The 16268-nt window shown below is 63.7% G+C and carries 14 protein-coding genes; 7 read left to right on the plus strand and 7 right to left on the minus strand.

Annotated elements, in window-relative coordinates:
• The first annotated feature begins 76 nt into the window (after positions 1-76).
• Both F3H96_RS11350 and aspS read left to right on the plus strand, forming a co-directional pair.
• Positions 77-835 (plus strand): DeoR/GlpR family DNA-binding transcription regulator, encoded by a 759-nt coding sequence (locus tag F3H96_RS11350; RefSeq protein ID WP_149801832.1) that lies wholly within the window; start codon positions 77-79, stop codon positions 833-835.
• Between the two features lie 120 nt (positions 836-955).
• Positions 956-2746, plus strand: coding sequence for an aspartate--tRNA ligase (gene aspS, locus F3H96_RS11355; RefSeq protein ID WP_188131367.1), 1791 nt, complete (start codon positions 956-958; stop codon positions 2744-2746).
• A gap of 96 nt (positions 2747-2842) precedes the next feature.
• Here the strand turns inward: aspS and F3H96_RS11360 are convergent, their stop codons facing one another.
• On the minus strand, positions 2843-4033 hold the full coding sequence (locus tag F3H96_RS11360) for a hypothetical protein (protein ID WP_149801834.1): 1191 nt from the start codon (positions 4031-4033) through the stop codon (positions 2843-2845).
• 39 nt (positions 4034-4072) lie between these two features.
• Here F3H96_RS11360 and F3H96_RS11365 point away from each other — a divergent pair, with 39 nt between their 5' ends.
• The 3 genes from F3H96_RS11365 (at position 4073) to F3H96_RS11380 (ending at position 8181) form a co-directional block, all read left to right on the plus strand.
• Positions 4073-4348, plus strand: a complete 276-nt coding sequence (locus F3H96_RS11365; RefSeq protein WP_188131356.1) for a hypothetical protein — start codon at positions 4073-4075, stop codon at positions 4346-4348.
• A gap of 101 nt (positions 4349-4449) precedes the next feature.
• Positions 4450-6705 carry a DNA topoisomerase IV subunit A gene (gene parC / locus F3H96_RS11370; protein ID WP_149801836.1) on the plus strand — a complete coding sequence of 752 codons (2256 nt, stop codon included), beginning with the start codon at positions 4450-4452 and terminating at the stop codon, positions 6703-6705.
• Positions 6706-6978: 273 nt separating this feature from the next.
• Entirely contained in the window at positions 6979-8181 is a 1203-nt protein-coding gene (locus F3H96_RS11380) for an AI-2E family transporter (RefSeq protein ID WP_149801838.1), read from the plus strand.
• Here the strand turns inward: F3H96_RS11380 and F3H96_RS11385 are convergent.
• The 4 genes from F3H96_RS11385 to F3H96_RS11400 form a co-directional block, all read right to left on the minus strand.
• Positions 8169-9065, minus strand: a complete 897-nt coding sequence (locus F3H96_RS11385; protein ID WP_149801839.1) for a DMT family transporter — start codon at positions 9063-9065, stop codon at positions 8169-8171. The two genes, F3H96_RS11380 and F3H96_RS11385, sit on opposite strands and share 13 nt — an antisense overlap.
• Before the next feature lie 127 nt (positions 9066-9192).
• A complete protein-coding gene (locus F3H96_RS11390) occupies positions 9193-9957 on the minus strand; it encodes an arginyltransferase (protein WP_149801840.1) in 765 nt (254 codons plus the stop codon).
• Between the two features lie 148 nt (positions 9958-10105).
• Positions 10106-10576: an RDD family protein gene (locus tag F3H96_RS11395; protein ID WP_149801841.1), complete on the minus strand. Its 471-nt coding sequence runs from the start codon at positions 10574-10576 to the stop codon at positions 10106-10108.
• 107 nt (positions 10577-10683) lie between these two features.
• Positions 10684-11367 (minus strand): isoprenylcysteine carboxylmethyltransferase family protein, encoded by a 684-nt coding sequence (locus F3H96_RS11400; protein WP_244619966.1) that lies wholly within the window; start codon positions 11365-11367, stop codon positions 10684-10686.
• A gap of 187 nt (positions 11368-11554) precedes the next feature.
• Here F3H96_RS11400 and sthA point away from each other — a divergent pair, with 187 nt between their 5' ends.
• Positions 11555-12943, plus strand: coding sequence for a Si-specific NAD(P)(+) transhydrogenase (gene sthA / locus F3H96_RS11405; protein ID WP_149801842.1), 1389 nt, complete (start codon positions 11555-11557; stop codon positions 12941-12943).
• Positions 12944-13040: 97 nt separating this feature from the next.
• On the opposite strand, the gene F3H96_RS11410 is transcribed toward sthA, so the two are convergent.
• Complete coding sequence (locus tag F3H96_RS11410; RefSeq protein ID WP_149801843.1) at positions 13041-13700, minus strand: alpha/beta hydrolase; 660 nt, start codon at positions 13698-13700, stop codon at positions 13041-13043.
• A gap of 204 nt (positions 13701-13904) precedes the next feature.
• On the opposite strand from F3H96_RS11410, the gene opgC reads away from it, so the two are divergent.
• Positions 13905-15122: an OpgC domain-containing protein gene (gene opgC / locus F3H96_RS11415; RefSeq protein ID WP_149801844.1), complete on the plus strand. Its 1218-nt coding sequence runs from the start codon at positions 13905-13907 to the stop codon at positions 15120-15122.
• Between the two features lie 7 nt (positions 15123-15129).
• Here the strand turns inward: opgC and F3H96_RS11420 are convergent, their stop codons facing one another.
• Positions 15130-16209 carry a substrate-binding domain-containing protein gene (locus tag F3H96_RS11420; protein WP_149801845.1) on the minus strand — a complete coding sequence of 360 codons (1080 nt, stop codon included), beginning with the start codon at positions 16207-16209 and terminating at the stop codon, positions 15130-15132.
• Between the last annotated feature and the right edge of the window lie 59 nt (positions 16210-16268).

Here is a 16268-nt window from a genome sequence, read left to right on the forward strand (position 1 = left end):
CGAGTCCGCCAGCGACTCCTTTCTTGCACAAACACGCAAATCATGCAAGAATGCGCACAAATAAATAGGATCGTGCATGCTCACCGAAGAACGGCACCAGCTCATTCGAGACCGGCTTGCGGCGGACGGAAAGGTGCTGGCCGGCGAGCTCGCGAGCCGGTTCGGCGTGTCGGAAGACACGGTGCGTCGCGACCTCAGGGAACTGGCGAAGGCCGGGCAATTGCGCCGCGTCTATGGCGGCGCGGTCGCATCGGCGCCTTTTGCAGCCGCGACGGTAAGGCAGCGTGGCAGCCATGCGGTCGAGGAAAAAGCGCGCCTGGCCAGGGCAGCGGTGAAGCTGCTTGTGGCGGGGCAGTCGCTGTTCATCGACGGCGGCACGACCAACGAGGCGATCGCCAGGGCGATCCCGCGCGACATCCAATTGACCGTCGCCACCAATTCGCTGGGCGTCGCCTCGGCTCTCACGGACCGTCCCCTGGTCGAACTGATCGTGCTCGGCGGCCGTTATGTGCCCGATCTCGGCACCTGCGTCGGCGCCGATACGCTCGCCGCCGTGGCCCAGCTCGGCGCTGATCTGTTCTTTCTAGGCTCCTGCGGGCTGGACGTCGCGCGCGGCGTCACCGCTTTCGATCCGGCCGAAGCCGAAGTGAAACGCGCCATGGCGAAAAACAGCGCCGGCATCGTCATTGCCGTCACCAACGACAAGCTCGCCACCGCTGCGCCATATCGCGTGACGGGGGCGCAGGCGATCCGCCATCTCGTGGTGGAAAAGACTGCGCCTCCTGCCACGCTCGCCGATTTCCAAAGCCAGGGTGCGCAAATCCACTTTGCCTGATCGGCCGAAGCGGCACGCCTGCGTGACCGCTTGCCTTGACAAAGCCGGCCTCTCATGCGCTTTTCGCGCCAATTTTCGAGCCGGGCCGATGCCCGCAATTTCCGGACTTCACCAATGACAATGCATCGTTACCGCAGCCACACCTGTGCCCAGTTGAGAAAGAGCGACGTCGGCAATTCCGTCCGCCTGTCGGGCTGGGTCCATCGCGTGCGCGATCATGGCGGCCTGCTCTTCATCGACATGCGCGACCACTACGGCCTGACCCAGATCGTCGCCGATCCGGATTCGCCGGCCTTCAAGGTCGCGGAGACCGTGCGCGGCGAATGGGTGATCCGCGTCGACGGCGAGGTCAAGGCGCGGCTGCCGGAAACCGTCAATCCGAACCTGCCGACCGGCGAGATCGAGATTTTCGCGCGCGAGATCGAAGTCCTGTCGGCCGCCAAGGAGCTGCCGTTGCCGGTGTTCGGCGAGCCTGAATACCCCGAAGACATTCGCCTGAAATACCGCTTCCTCGACCTGCGCCGCGAGACGCTGCACCGGAATATCGTGGCGCGCACGAAGATCATCGCCGAGATGCGCAAGCGCATGGATGAGATCGGCTTCACCGAATTCTCGACCCCGATCCTGACGGCATCCTCGCCGGAAGGCGCGCGCGACTTCCTAGTCCCCTCGCGCATCCACCCCGGCACCTTCTACGCGCTGCCGCAGGCGCCGCAGCAGTACAAGCAGCTAATCATGGTCTCCGGCTTCGACCGCTACTTCCAGATCGCGCCCTGCTTCCGCGACGAGGATCCGCGCGCCGACCGCCTGCCGGGCGAGTTCTATCAGCTCGATCTCGAGATGAGCTTCGTCGAGCAGGACGACGTGCTGTCCACCATGGAGCCGGTGCTTCGCGGTGTCTTCGAGACCTTCGCCGCCGGCAAGCCGGTGAGCCAGAATTTCCGCCGCATTCCCTATGACGAGGCGATGCGCACCTACGGCACCGACAAGCCGGACCTGCGCAACCCGATCGAGATGCAGGCGGTCTCGGATCATTTCCGCGATTCCGGCTTCAAGGTGTTCGCCAACATCCTGGCCAACGATGCCAAGGCCGAGGTCTGGGCGATCCCGGCCAAGACCGGCGGCAGCCGCGCCTTCTGCGACCGCATGAATTCCTGGGCGCAAGGCGAGGGCCAGCCGGGCCTCGGCTACATCTTCTGGCGCAAGGAGGGCGACAAACTCGAAGGCGCCGGCCCGATCGCCAAAAACATCGGCGAGGAGCGCACCGAAACGGTCCGCCAGCAGCTCGGCCTTGCCGACGGAGATGCGGCGTTCTTCGTCGCCGGGGACCCGAAGAAATTCGTCTCCTTCGCCGGCGCCGCGCGCACGCGCGCCGGCGAGGAGCTCAATCTGGTCGACCGCGAACGGTTCGAGCTCTGCTGGATCGTCGACTTCCCGTTCTTCGAATGGAACGAGGACGAGAAGAAGATCGACTTCGCCCACAACCCGTTCTCCATGCCGCAGGGCGGCATCGACGCGCTGAACGGCCAGGAGCCGCTCGGTATCAAGGCCTTCCAGTACGACATGGTCTGCAACGGCTTCGAGATCGCGTCCGGCGGCATCCGCAACCATCTGCCTGAGACCATGGTCAAGGCGTTCGAGATGGTCGGCCTCGACCGCGCGACGGTGGAGGAGCGCTTCGGCGGCCTCTACCGTGCGTTCCAGTATGGCGCGCCGCCGCATGGCGGCATGGCGGCCGGCATCGACCGCATCGTCATGCTTTTGGTCGGCGCGAAGAACCTGCGCGAAGTCACAATGTTCCCGATGAACCAGCAGGCCTACGACCTGCTGATGAACGCGCCTTCGGAAGCGATGCCGCAGCAGCTGCGCGAACTGTCGCTGCGCGTCGCGGTGGCGAAGAAGGAAGGCTAGGAATCAGGGCCAAGTCTTTCTTTTTTCGCAAAGAATCAATCTCGGCAAAAAAGCCCGGCATCGCTGCCGGGCCTTTCATTTGAGCGTTTCGCCCGATCAATCCTGGTTCGCCTTGACCTTGATGCCGAGCGTCTTGGGCAGGTCGAGCGGGTTGGACATGGCGCCGGCCATGATCAGCGCGAAGGGTACCGATGACGGCGGCTGAGCCGAGATTTCCAAGCTTTTCGGATCGTCGAGGAAGGTGTTGACCGCCGTCGAGACTTCCGCCGTCAGCTCCGGATTGTTGAGCTGCGCCATGCCGAACGGCACGATCGCCTTGGCCTGGTTGGCGACGTCCTTGCCCGACATGCCCTGCTGCTTGCCGACATAGTCGAGAACCTTGCCGGTCAGCGAATCGTCCTCGAAGCGGACCGAGGCGCCGTTGAAGGAAAGCTGCTGCATCAGACCGAGCATGGCCATGCCCTGGGCGGAGTTGTCGGCGCCTTCGGGCTGGGCGGCGAGCTTCTTCTGCATCTCCTGCATCGACTTGATGAAGTCGACCGTGTAGCCGCCGAGGTTGAAGGTCATGCCGAGCGTGCCGGCATTCTCGACCGAGATGTCATATTTTGACAGCTCCATCTTGCCGTCGCTCGGCTGCCAAGTGCCTGCCATCGCAATGTTGCCCGAGATGTTCTGGTAGCCGAGCGCCTGGATCGCTTCCTTCGACTTGGGGTCGTCGACCAGTGATAGGTCCGCGGTGAATTTTTCGGTGTTGGCGGTGAAGTCCATCGCCTTGCCGTCGGCCGGCGGGGTGATCTGGACGGCAAGCCCGTCCATCGCGAACGCCGTCTTGTCGCCGACCTTGACCGTCATGTTGGACAGTTCTGCCGACTTGTACATCATCAGCGAGCCGAGCGGATCGGTGCTGCCCTCGGCCGGGACCTTCATGTCGTGGATGACCACAGGGCTGAGGTTGAGCGTCACGCCGTCCTTGCTGTGTTCGTAAGGCGAGGTCGAGACGGTGGCGATTTCATAGCCGCCATTGGCCGCGGTAACCCCTTCCAGCTTCACGTCGCCGATCAGCAGCGCTTCCTTCTCGGCCGCCGGCTTGATGGAAACGCCCTGCAGCACGGCGTTGGAATCGTCGCCGGAGACGCCGGTCCAGGAAATATCGACGCCCTGGGCGCCAAGGGTGGCCTTGATGCGCTCGGCCACCGCCGGATCGGCGGCGAAGGCCGCATTGAGCGGCAGCGTCAGCAGAAAGGTCGAAAAGGCCAGCTTCTTGAGCGTTGAGCGTTGGATTGTCATGGCGAGTTCCCTGTCCTGATTTGCTATGATGAAATTGTTTTGAAACCTGCTCCGTCACCCTTCCGTGACGAACGGGACCGGAAAAAGGCATTTCCCGGCACATTTGTCGAAAATGGCGATGAAAAGCAAACCCGGTCGGCGGCCATTGCCAGATGCGGTGAATTTGTCATGAAGACCGCGGCTTTCCTCCGCCAGCGCATTACATGCCTGATAGAGGCCGCATGTAACGGATTGATGTTGGCCGACGTCGTGACGCCGCCGCAGCCTGTTGCAGATCGGCCGCAAGTTGCAGCTGCCGGCCCGCCGTTTCCGTGAAATCCTTCACACCGTCGGTTGCGCTTTCGACGGGCCGCGACGAATGCGCCGATGTTCACGCGGCGCTTGCCGCGAATCACCCGCTCGGTTAGTCCAAATCCATGGGAAAAAGGCTTTTGCCGCCCGATGACAATGGCGGCGGCGACAAAATCGAACCGGTCGATCTGAAAGAAGCGCTCGAGCGGCGCTATCTCGCTTACGCGTTGTCGACCATCATGCACCGGGCGCTGCCCGATGTGCGCGACGGACTGAAGCCGGTCCATCGCCGCATCATGCACGCCATGCGGCTGCTCAGGCTCAACCCCGATCAGGGCTTCGCCAAATGCGCCCGCATCGTCGGTGACGTGATGGGTAAATTCCACCCGCATGGCGACCAGTCGATCTACGACGCTTTGGTGCGCCTGGCGCAGGAATTCTCGATGCGCTACCCACTGGTCGACGGCCAGGGCAATTTCGGCAACATCGACGGCGATAACGCCGCCGCCATGCGCTACACCGAAGCGCGGATGACCGAGGTGGCGACCGAGTTGCTTGCCGGCATCACCGAGGACGCCGTCGACTTTCGCCCGACCTACAATGAAGAGGACGAGGAGCCCTCCGTCCTGCCGGGCGCCTTTCCGAACCTGCTGGCCAACGGCTCGTCCGGCATCGCCGTCGGCATGGCGACCTCCATCCCGCCGCACAACGCCGCCGAGCTTTGCGATGCGGCACTGCATCTGATCGATCACCCGGAAGCGCCGGTGGCGAAGCTGATGGATTTCGTCCAGGGACCGGATTTCCCGACCGGCGGCATCATCGTCGACAGCCGCGCCTCGATCCTCGAGGCCTATGAGACGGGCCGCGGCGGTTTCCGCGTGCGCTCCAAATGGGCCCAGGAGGACCAGGGCAGGGGCACCTGGAGCATCGTCGTCACCGAGATCCCTTACGGCGTCCAGAAGGCCAGGCTGATCGAAAAGATCGCCGAGCTTTTGATGGCGCGAAAGCTGCCGTTGCTCGAAGACATCCGCGACGAGAGCGCGGAAGACATCCGCGTCGTCCTGGTGCCGAAGAGCCGCACCGTCGATCCCGGCCTGCTGATGGAATCGCTGTTCAAGCTCACCGAGCTCGAAAGCCGCTTCCCGCTCAACATGAACGTGCTGTCGCGCGGCAAGGTGCCGAACGTCCTCTCGCTGAAGGGCGTGCTGAAGGAGTGGCTCGACCACCGCCGCGAGGTTCTGATCCGCCGCTCGAAATACCGGCTCGGCGAGATCGAGAAGCGGCTGGAAATCCTCGCCGGCTACCTGATTGCCTATCTCAACATCGACGAGGTCATCAGGATCATCCGCGAGGAGGATGAGCCCAAGCAGGTGATGATGGCCCGCTGGTCGCTCACCGACAACCAGGCCGAAGCCATCCTCAACATGCGCCTGCGCGCCCTGCGCAAGCTGGAAGAAATCGAGATCCGTAAGGAGTTCGATGGCCTGACCGAGGAAAAGAAGCAGATCGAGGCCCTGCTGGCGTCCGACGCCAAGCAATGGTCGACGATCCGTTGGGAAGTCACCCAGGTCCGCGACAAGTTCGGCCCCGAGACCGTGCTCGGCAAGCGCCGTACCCAGTTCGCCGATGCGCCCGAGCATGACCTGACCGACATCGCGCATGCCATGATCGAGCGCGAGCCGGTCACAGTCGTGGTGTCGGAAAAGGGCTGGCTGCGCGCCATGAAGGGCCACCTGACCGATCATTCGCAACTTGCCTTCAAGGAAGGCGACAGTCTCAAGCTTGCCTTCCATGCCCAGACCACGGACAAGATCCTGGTCTTCACCACGGGCGGCAAATTCTACACCATCGGCGCCGACCGGCTGCCGGGCGGGCGCGGCCATGGCGAGCCGATCCGCATCATCGTCGACATGGAGAACGACCAGGACATCGTCACCGCCTTCGTCCATGATCCGAAGCGCAAGCTGCTGCTCGTCTCCTACGACGCCAACGGTTTTGTCGTCTCGGAGGAAGAGGTCGTCGCCAACACCCGCAAGGGCAAGCAGGTGATGAACGTCAAGGCGCCGGACGAGGCCAAGCGCTGCATTCCGGTCTCAGGCGACCATCTCGCCATCGTCGGCGAGAACCGCAAGATGCTGGTCTTCCCACTCGCTGAAATCCCGGAGATGGCGCGCGGCAAGGGCGTGCGCCTGCAGAAATACAAGGACGGCGGCGTGCTGGACCTGAAAACATTCTCGCTGGAAACAGGGCTTTCCTGGCAGGATTCGGCCGATCGCACCTTCGTCAAATCGCGCGAGGAGCTGACCGAGTGGATCGGGGCGCGGGCTGCCGCCGGCCGCATGGTGCCGAAGGGTTTTCCAAGGACGGGCAAGTTCGGATAGCGCGACCTTTTTCTTCTCCCCTTGTGGGAGAAGGTGGACGAGCGAAGCTCGGCCGGATGAGGGGTGCTCCACCTTGGCGATGCATTTGAAATTGCTGTCGTCTCACTCCGTCCAACACCCCTCATCCGTCTCGGCGCTACGCGCCGATCCACCTTCTCCCACAAGGGGAGAAGGAGGGTCCCACCCAATCATTTGGACTATCGTCACGATTGCTGCACTATCATGCTGCATAAGCAGTCACGGAAATTTGTCGGGCAGGGGAGAAACGCGCGGTTGAAGCGGACTGAAATCCAGAAGCCGGGGCAGCAGCGCCTGTTCGGCCTGTCGACGCCGCTGCGGGCGGCCGTCATCCCGCCGTTGTCGGCGGCGCGCTGGCTCCTGGTGCTGATCGCCGCCGCCGGCGTCTATTTTTTCCACGGCTTCCTGTTCCCGGTGCTGGCCGCACTGGTCATCGCATTCGCCAGCTGGCCGCTCTACCGTCGGCTGCTCGCCGCGGTCGGCGGCAACCGCACCATAGGCGCGACGCTCGCGATCCTTTTCATCCTCACCTTCCTGGTGGTGCCGATAGCGCTTGCCGGCACCTATGCCATCAACGAGTTGCGCGAGTGGGTGACCTGGGCGATCGAGACCAATCGGCACGGCGCGGTGACGCCGCAATGGATCGCCACCATGCCCGTCGTCGGCGAGTGGCTGAACGAGCAGTGGACGGCCAGCCTCGGACATCCCGGCGGCATCGGCGAATTGATCCAGCTGATCAGCGGCTCCAACATCGGCACCATATACCGTGGCGCGCTGGCCGCCGGCGGCAGCGCCTTCGGGCTGCTGCTCACGCTTCTGTTCATGCTGATCGCGCTCTTCTTCGCCTATCGCGACGGCGAAGCCTTTGCGGCGCAGGTCGACCGTCTCGGCGAGCGTATCCTGCCGACGCGCTGGGAGCGCATCTCACGTGTCGTGCCGGCGACCATTTCGTCGACCGTGACGGGCATGACCGTCATCGCCATCGGCGAGGGCCTCGTGCTCGGCATCGCCTACTGGCTTGCCGGCGTCCCGTCGCCGGTGACGCTCGGCGCGCTCACCGGCATCATGGCGCTGATCCCGGGCGGCGCGCCGCTCTCCTTCACCCTGGTGTCGATCTATCTCGCGGCCAGCGGAAAGCTGTTCGCGGGCCTTGCGCTGTTTGTCTGGGGTGCGGTCGAGCTGTTCATCGTCGACAAGACCTTGCGCCCGAAGCTGGTCGGCGGACCGATCAAGCTGCCGTTCCTGCCGACCTTTTTCGGCCTGATCGGCGGCGTCAAGACGATGGGCTTCCTCGGCCTGTTCATCGGCCCGGTGCTCATGGCGCTGCTCGTCGCCATCTGGCGCGAATGGCTGCGCGAGGTCGAGATCATGGATGAGCTTCCGGCCGCCGCCGATGATGGCAGCGAGCGGCCGCAGATCGAGGTGGCGGCCGAGACCAGGAAGATTCAAGCCGGGTGATGCACCGCCAGGTCGGCGCGGCGCTTGCGCCCCTCTTGCAATTGCCAGAGCGAATGCGCGACCAGTGCCACGATCAGGATCGTGCCGCCGATCAGACTGTTGCGGGACGGTGTCTCGGCAAAGATCAGCCAGACCCAGACCGGCGCCAGCACCGTCTCCAGCAGATAGAACATCGCTACCTCCGGCCCCGAGATGTATTTCGGCCCATTGGCGAGGCAGAAAAACGAGATCGGCATGATGATGGCGCCGTTGAAGATGATCCACCACGGCGCCGTGACGTGCAGCCCTTCGCCCGAAACCATGAAGGCCGCGAGCGCCAACGGCAGGACAACGCCGACCAGTGCGGTAAAGCCCATGTCCTTGCCGCTGGCGCGGGAGATGGTGATGGCGATCGCCACGAACAGGGCCGAGCACAGCGCCATGAAGTCGCCGAACAGATGTCCGGTTCCGACCGAACCTCCAACGATGATCAATACGCCGACGATCATAACCAGCATGGCGGCGATCGTGACCAGCTGCGGCCGCTCCCGCAGGAACAGCCAGGACAGCAGCGCCGCGAACACCGTGTTGAAGGCCAGGATGAAGACCAGATCGGCGGTCGAGGTGTGATAGACGGCGATGACGAAGGTTACTCCGGTCAGGCCGTAGCATATGGCCACCACCAGACCCGACCACCCTGGAATGAGTTGCGGCGCGGTTCGGCTCATTGCCCGCCAGACGGCCCAGATCACCAGGGTGGCGATCAGGGCGGTGCCGGTGCGCAGCAACATGATGGTCCACGGGCTGCCGTCCGCCAGTCGGATCAGCGGAATGTCGACGGTCAGCGTCAGCCCGCCTAGGGCGGTGATCAGGAGCCCCTTCGTGTGAGCGTTATGGGAGGACATGCGGTAAATTTCTCAAGATGAGGCGGAGTGACGCCGATCGGCGCGATTGCACACTCTCCGCGCGACGGCGGAAAGACCAGGGTCCCCTCCGTGGAAACAGTTTAAGGTCGGGTTCTGGAAAAACTATTCAGCGACTGACCGCTTCGTGCTCATAGCGTTCCCAGCCTTTCGGGCCGAGATGCTCCTGCGGCATGAAGCGCATCTTATAGCTCATCTTGCGCGAGCCGTTGACCCAATAGCCGAGATAGACGTGGGGCAGGCCCATCGCCTTGGCGCGGGCGATGTGGTCGAGGATCATGAACGTGCCGAGCGAGCGGTCCTCGAAGTCGGGATTGAAGTAGGAATAGACCATCGACAGCCCGTCGGCCATCTTGTCGGTGAGCGCCACCGCGATCAGTTCGCCCTGACCCTTGCCGGTGATGAAGGTGTCGGGGCCGCGACGCCGGTATTCGATGATCTTGGTGTCGACATGGGTGTCCTCGACCATCATCGCGTAGTCGAGCACGGTCATGTCCGACATGCCGCCGCGCCGGTGGCGGGCATCGAGATAGCTGCGGAAGAGCGAATATTGCTCGGTGGACGGCTGCGCGTCATGCATGGCGCCGACCAGATCGGCATTGCGCTGGATGACGCGGCGCATGTTGCGGCTGGGCTCGAATTCCTGCGCCAGGATGCGCACCGACACACAGGCGCGGCACGACTCGCAGGCCGGGCGGTAGGCGATGTTCTGCGAACGCCGGAAGCCGCCTTGCGTCAAAAGGTCGTTCATCTCCGACGCCTTGTCGCCGACGAGATGCGTGAACACCTTGCGCTCGAACTGTCCCTCCAGATAAGGGCATGGCGACGGCGCGGTCAGGAAGAACTGCGGCGACTGGGTCGGATGCTGCGTCATCTAATCTTGGAAACGCTCCTGCGAATCGCCCTACCTTTGGCCCGGTCGCCGAAAAATTCAACAGGATTGTGATGCCGCGAGGGCCTCGGCCTGTTCATATTTGAGCACAGGCGGCGCAGCGGTCTGATGAACGCGGCCGTGGACACCGTCAGATGTCGGTGCGCGTGACCACGGTGCCGAGCAGCAGGTCGTGCAGCGTGCGCTTGCGGTCGGAGAACAGCGTGACCAAGAGCACCAGCGGCGTCAGGACGACGTTGGCGGCCCAGAACAGCACCGAGTGCACCACCGCCGTCATGCCATCGATGCGGCTGCCGTCGAGCTTCTCCAGGCGGATGCCCATGATCTTCATGCCGGTCGTCGCCTGGTCGCGGCTGCCCAGCGTGTTCCAGATGTAGAGAATGGCGACCATCGGCACCAGCACGGAAAACAGCGCCCAGCCGAGGCCGAAGGTCAATAGACCGAGAATGGCGACCAGGATGGCGAACGGAATGGTCAGCAGCGCGACGAAGAAATAGTCGAGCAGGAAGGCAAAGATGCGCCTTGTCCGCACCCCGCGATAGGCGCGGGTGTCCTCGAACCTGGTCGTGATGATCTCACCGTCCAATACGCGCGCGTTCATGTCCGTTCCTCGATCGCGGCACCCGCAACAAGGCGGCTGCCGCCTTGTCAGATGGTGAGGGCGGCCCGAAATTCAAGGAACGTGCCGACCAGCAGACCGGCGCGATATCAGAAGATGCCGGGAAAGAGCCTGTAGCGAACGCGCCCGAGATAGTCGCGATATTCCTGCGTCAGCGCCAGGATGCGCTCCTCGCGCAGGATGCGATGGACCTGAAACAGGGTGATGATCGCATAGACGGCGAAATTATAGACCGAGAAGCTCGACAGCAGGAACAGGATGTGCCCGGCCAGATAGCCGGCATAGATCGGGTGCCGCACGTACCGGTAGGCGCCGCCGGTGACGACACCGCGATTGGCGGGCAGGATGGCGAAGGAACGGCCAAGCGACATCTTGCCCCATATCACCAGCCACAGCGCCAGGAACTGCAGCGGCGCCGCGATATAGAGCGGAATGATCTCGATGCCGTCTTGCAGCGAGACGAAGCCGGAGCCGAAACCGGCCGTCAACGAGACGAAAACGGTGAAGGGACTCCAGTCGCGGACAATGGGTCGGCGCGCCAGCAGCAGCCAAATGAAAGTCAGTGCATCGGAAATCATCAGCAGGAGGACGTTCAGGCGGCCTGGATCGATGACCAGCTGGTGTACGCCGCGATAGACGAAGAGCGCGGCGACGGCAAGCGCGATGAAGCGGAACAGGCCCTCGCGCAGGTCCGCGAGGACTTCGCTGCTCCGCAGCCCGGACCAAAAACCTGGTTCCGTGCCAGGCAGCGCATCGCTTTTGAGAATGGTCAACTCTGCTACCCCAGTAATCCCTCGATAGGGACCATTGCACGCAAGCCCTTGCCGTGGCGTTAAGGTTTCGCGTGCTTTTGGTTGCATCAGGCGAATTCGTCTTGCCGCGCGGGAATGGTGCGTTGGCAGTTGAACATGACATTCGTCCCGGTCTAGCTTGCTGCGGCGCACAAAGAGGGCGGGGACAATGGACTACGATATGCTGGTCATCGGCAGCGGGCCTTCGGGGCGCCGCGCGGCCGTGCAGTCGGCCAAGCTCGGCAAATCGGTGCTGGTGGTCGACAGGGGCCGACGGCTGGGCGGCGTGTCAGTGCATACCGGCACCATTCCGTCGAAAACGCTGCGCGAGACGGTGCTCAACCTCTCCGGCTGGCGTGAGCGCGGCTTCTACGGGCGCGGCTACCGCGTCAAGCAGGACATTTCGATTAGCGATCTGGTCGATCGGCTGCACAAGACGCTCGACCACGAGGTCGAGGTGCTGCAGCACCAATTCATGCGCAACACGGTGAGGAGCGCACGTGCCGCGGTAAAGTTCCTCACGCCGAACAAGGTCAGCCTGACCGCCGACAATGGCGATTACAGCGAGGTCGGCTTTGCCAACGCGCTGATCGCCGTCGGCACCAGGCCGCATCGGCCGGCCGATGTGCCCTTCGACAAGAAGCGCGTCTTCGACAGCGACGAAATGCTGGAACTCCATCGTCTGCCGCGCACGCTGACCGTGATCGGCGCCGGCGTCATCGGCGTCGAATACGCCACCATCTTTTCGGCGCTGGATGTGCCGGTGACATTGGTCGAGCCGCGCAACACCATCCTCGACTTCATCGATCGCGAGATCGTCGACGACTTCATCCACCAGATGCGCGACCGTGGCATGACCATCCGTCTCGGCAGCACGGTGAAGGAGATCGCCTCGAAACACGACCACGCCGAGGTAACGCTGGCGGATGGCCGCACCATCCGCTCAGAGATGGTGCTCTACGCCGCAGGCCGCACCGGCAATGTCGCCAGCCTCGGCCTCGACACAGTGGGCATCGAGGCGGATTCAAGGGGCCGCATCAAGGTCGATCCGCAAACCTTTCAAACCAGTGTGCCGAACATCTACGCCTCCGGCGACGTCATCGGTTTCCCGAGCCTGGCCTCGACCTCGATGGAGCAGGGCCGGGTGGCGGCCTGTCACGCCTTCGGCGTCAACCTGCCGCCGCCGCCGGAAAGCTTTCCCTATGGCATCTACGCCGTGCCGGAGATCTCGACCGTCGGCCAATCCGAGGAGCAGGTGCGCGAGAGCGGCGCCGCCTACGAGGTCGGCCTGGCGCGTTTTCGCGAAACTTCGCGTGGCCATATCATGGGCGTCAGCAGCGGCTTCCTGAAGCTGTTGTTCTCGGTCGAGACGCGACGGCTGCTCGGCGCCCACATCGTCGGCGAGGGCGCCACCGAACTCATCCATATCGGCCAGGCGGTGATCAACCTGGGCGGCACGGTCGACTTCTTCGTCAACAACACCTTCAACTATCCGACACTGGCCGAGGCCTACAAGATCGCGGGCCTGGATGCCTGGAACAGGATGGGGCAGGGCTAAGGCTTTCGGCGCGGTCGACCAAGAATGCTCCTAGGGCAGTCTTGATGTCTGGATCAGTTGACCAAAGAATCCAAATCGCCTCCGAGCGCTTCGAAGTTCAGGCGGCTGCCATAGGCCCTGCCAGCCACTGCCGCACGATCGCCGCGTCGGTATCGCCGAATTCGTGCCCCGAAGGAACAATGCGGGCGTCGACCTCGGCGCCGCGCTGGCTGAACAGCGTCACCAGAGCCGGCGCGAAGGGGCCGTAGGTCGTGTCGGCGGCGCCGGCGACGATCAGCACGCGAGTGCCGCCGAGATCGGTCATCGGCGACGTGTCGAGCACCGGCATCGCCCGCAAGAGAGCCGCCTGCCTGACGAGGCCGGGATGAAGCAGCATCAGGCTCGAGACGACGTTGGCGCCGTTCGAATAGCCAAGGAAGGTCGCACGCTGTAGGTCGAGCCCATGTCGCCTCGCGGCTTCCGCTGCGAACTGGGCATAGGCGGCCGTCTCGGCACGGATGGAGGTTTGTTCGAAACTGGTCGGCGTGATCCGCTCGAACCAACGAAATCCGTCCTCTTGCGGAATGCGGCCGCGCGCCGCGACAACCACCGCCCGTGGCGCAATTTGCATCGCCAGCGGCAGCATCGTCGTCTCGTCGACGCCGGACCCGTGCAGCACGAACAGGCATTCGCCGCTAGCCTTTACCGGCCTCAACAGGCGGTAGGCGAAAGCGAGGTCGCGGCGAAGAATGCTGTTTTCGCCGTTATATTCGGACATGCTCATATCCAATTGATTCCATGAGAGATTCATTGATTTGCCGGCTTCAAAACGGAATATTTTCGCGCTCCGCGAAAGTTGATTGAACCAGGCGCATTTCAGTCCGTTTCTGCGCCGATACACTCCCCCGTGGGAGGAATCGAAGCGGTGCGCCCGGGGGTCGCATTGCTGGCTATGAACAACCAGCTTTGAGGCCTTTTGTCGATGACCACCCCTGTTTCCAACGATCGCGACAAGCGTATCGACGATCGCGACAAGCGTATCGGCGAGCGCGACACGCGTATCGACGTGCTGCGCGCGCTCGCGCTGCTCACCATTTTCGTCGACCATGTGCCCGGCACCGTCTTCGAGAACTGGACCTACAAGAATTTCGGCTTCTCCGACGCGGCCGAAGCCTTCGTGCTGATCTCCGGCATCTCGGTGGCGCTGGCCTATGGGACGAAGTTCAAGTCGGGCGGCCGGTTGCTCGCGACTTTGAAGATGTGGCGGCGCGCCGGCGTGCTCTACATCTCCCACATCGTCATCACGATGGTGGTGATAGCGCTGTTCTGCGCTGCCGCGGTGTTCGCGCACCGGCCGGAAATGCTGACGATGATCAACATCGAACCCTTGATGCGCAACACGCCGCAAGTGCTGCTCGGCATCGTCACGCTCGGCCACCAGCTCGGCTACAACAACATTCTGCCGGTCTATGCCGCGCTACTTCTGGCGGCGCCGGCGTTCGTGCTGTTCGTCAGCTATCGGCCGGTGCCGGCACTGATCCTGTCCGGTCTCGTCTGGCTCGCTGCCGGCATCTGGCAGATTGCGCCGCCGAACTATCCCGAGCCCGGCCTCTGGTTCCTCAACCCGCTGTCCTGGCAGTTCCTGTTCAACATCGGCCTTGCCGCCATGCTGCATGTCAAGCGCGGCGGGCGGATCCCGTTCAATCCATGGCTGCTGGGTGCCGCCGGCGTCTATGTCGTCGGCGCGGCGATCTGGGTGCACAGCCCGCTCTGGGGTCAGATCACCTGGTTCAACCTGCCGGTGGTGATCGGAGGCTTCGACAAGACATTCCTGTCGCTGCCGCGGCTGCTGCACATCCTCGCGGTCAGCTATATGATCGTCGTGTTGCCGGCGGTCTCGAACGTCTTCCGCGTCCGGCCCGACAATCCGATGGCGATCCTGGGCAAGCGCTCGCTGCCGGTGTTCATTGCCGGCACGCTGCTTGCCATGGCGGCGCAGGCGCTGAAGCTGATCAACCCTGGCGGCCTTGCCTACGACACGCTCCTGATCGCCGCGGGCATCGCCATGCAGTTCGCGCTTGCGCTCTATCTCGAATGGCTTGCCGGCCTCGGCCCGTCTCGTGCCAGGCCGGTGCGCGAGGAACCTGCGCGCACGCCGTTCGGCGCCCGACCGCTGCCGGCAAGGGCGGGAGGCTATTGAGTTTTGCTCAACCCTTGCGGACCGGGCCGGTCGAGGCTCTGACGATCAGCTCGACGCCCATCGTCTCGCGCCGCACCGTGCCGTCATGGTCGAGGATCATGCGGGCGGCGCGGCGGCCGATCTCGGTGATCGGCTGGGCGATCGTGGTCAGCGGCGGCGTGCACAGCGCGCCGTCCGGCACGCCGTCGAAACCGACGATGGAGACGTCCTGCGGCACCTTGACACCTCGCCCGGTCAGCCATTCGATGGCGATCAGCGCCATGCGGTCCGACATCGTAAGGATGGCGGTCGGCGGCTCACCCTTGGCGAAGATCGCCTCGAGGCCAGCCCGGGTGCTCTTCTCCTCGTTCTCGGTTTCGTAGACCGGGATTTTCGCCGTATCGATGCCGAAGCGCGAAAGCTCCTCGAAATACCCGGCGAGACGATCGCGCGTTCCCGTGTAGACCGCCGAGCGGACCATTTCCGGCGTGACGAAACCGGTGCGGTCCTCGCCGAGGGTCAGCGACAGCACGGCGAAACGGCGATGTCCGAGTTCGGCAAGATGGCGCGCGGCGAGCCGTCCGCCAGCGATGTTGTCGACGCCGATCGCCGAGATGGTCTCATCATGGAAACCGAGCTCCAGCGCCACGAACGGCAGCCTGCGCTCGCGCGTAAGTTCGACGAGACGCGAGCCGCCTTCGATGCAGAACAGGATGAAGCCGTCGACCAGCGCGCTCTGGATGTTCCAGGCGAGCTTCTCCTGGTTGGCGGCCGACACAAGTGCGATTCCCGCTCCCGTGGCGTCGCAGGCTTCCGAGATGCCGGCCATCATGACGCGGGCAAAGGGATCCTCGAAGAAGTAGGAAAGGGGCTCGGTCGTGCCGACGCCGATGGCGTTGACTTTGCCGGCGCGCAGCAGGCGGCCCTTCGGGTCCGGCCCGGCATAGCCCATCGCCTCCGCCACCGCCTTGACCCGCTCGCGCACTTCCTGGCGCACGACCTCCGGGCGGCTGAAGACGTTGGAGGCCGTGCCATGCGAGACGCCCGCGGCCTTGGCGATATCCGCCAGCCGGATCGGTCGAGCTTGGCCTTCGATCGCTGATGTCATCTCTGTTCTCCCGGGACCGCCCTTTGCAATACATGGACGGGGATCGATCTCCGGTCCAT

Source organism: Mesorhizobium sp. NFR06 (assembly GCF_900115245.1).
GTDB lineage: Bacteria > Pseudomonadota > Alphaproteobacteria > Rhizobiales > Rhizobiaceae > Mesorhizobium.

Bases quoted from the DNA above. Each gene is read 5' to 3' on its own strand.
- F3H96_RS11350 (WP_149801832.1), top strand. From the start codon at position 77: ATGCTCACCGAAGAACGGCACCAGCTCATTCGAGACCGGCTTGCGGCG.
- aspS (WP_188131367.1), top strand. From the start codon at position 956: ATGCATCGTTACCGCAGCCACACCTGTGCCCAGTTGAGAAAGAGCGAC.
- F3H96_RS11360 (WP_149801834.1), bottom strand. From the start codon at position 4,033: ATGACAATCCAACGCTCAACGCTCAAGAAGCTGGCCTTTTCGACCTTT.
- parC (WP_149801836.1), top strand. From the start codon at position 4,450: ATGGGAAAAAGGCTTTTGCCGCCCGATGACAATGGCGGCGGCGACAAA.
- F3H96_RS11385 (WP_149801839.1), bottom strand. From the start codon at position 9,065: ATGTCCTCCCATAACGCTCACACGAAGGGGCTCCTGATCACCGCCCTA.
- F3H96_RS11390 (WP_149801840.1), bottom strand. From the start codon at position 9,957: ATGACGCAGCATCCGACCCAGTCGCCGCAGTTCTTCCTGACCGCGCCG.
- F3H96_RS11395 (WP_149801841.1), bottom strand. From the start codon at position 10,576: ATGAACGCGCGCGTATTGGACGGTGAGATCATCACGACCAGGTTCGAG.
- sthA (WP_149801842.1), top strand. From the start codon at position 11,555: ATGGACTACGATATGCTGGTCATCGGCAGCGGGCCTTCGGGGCGCCGC.
- F3H96_RS11410 (WP_149801843.1), bottom strand. From the start codon at position 13,700: ATGTCCGAATATAACGGCGAAAACAGCATTCTTCGCCGCGACCTCGCT.
- opgC (WP_149801844.1), top strand. From the start codon at position 13,905: ATGACCACCCCTGTTTCCAACGATCGCGACAAGCGTATCGACGATCGC.
- F3H96_RS11420 (WP_149801845.1), bottom strand. From the start codon at position 16,209: ATGACATCAGCGATCGAAGGCCAAGCTCGACCGATCCGGCTGGCGGAT.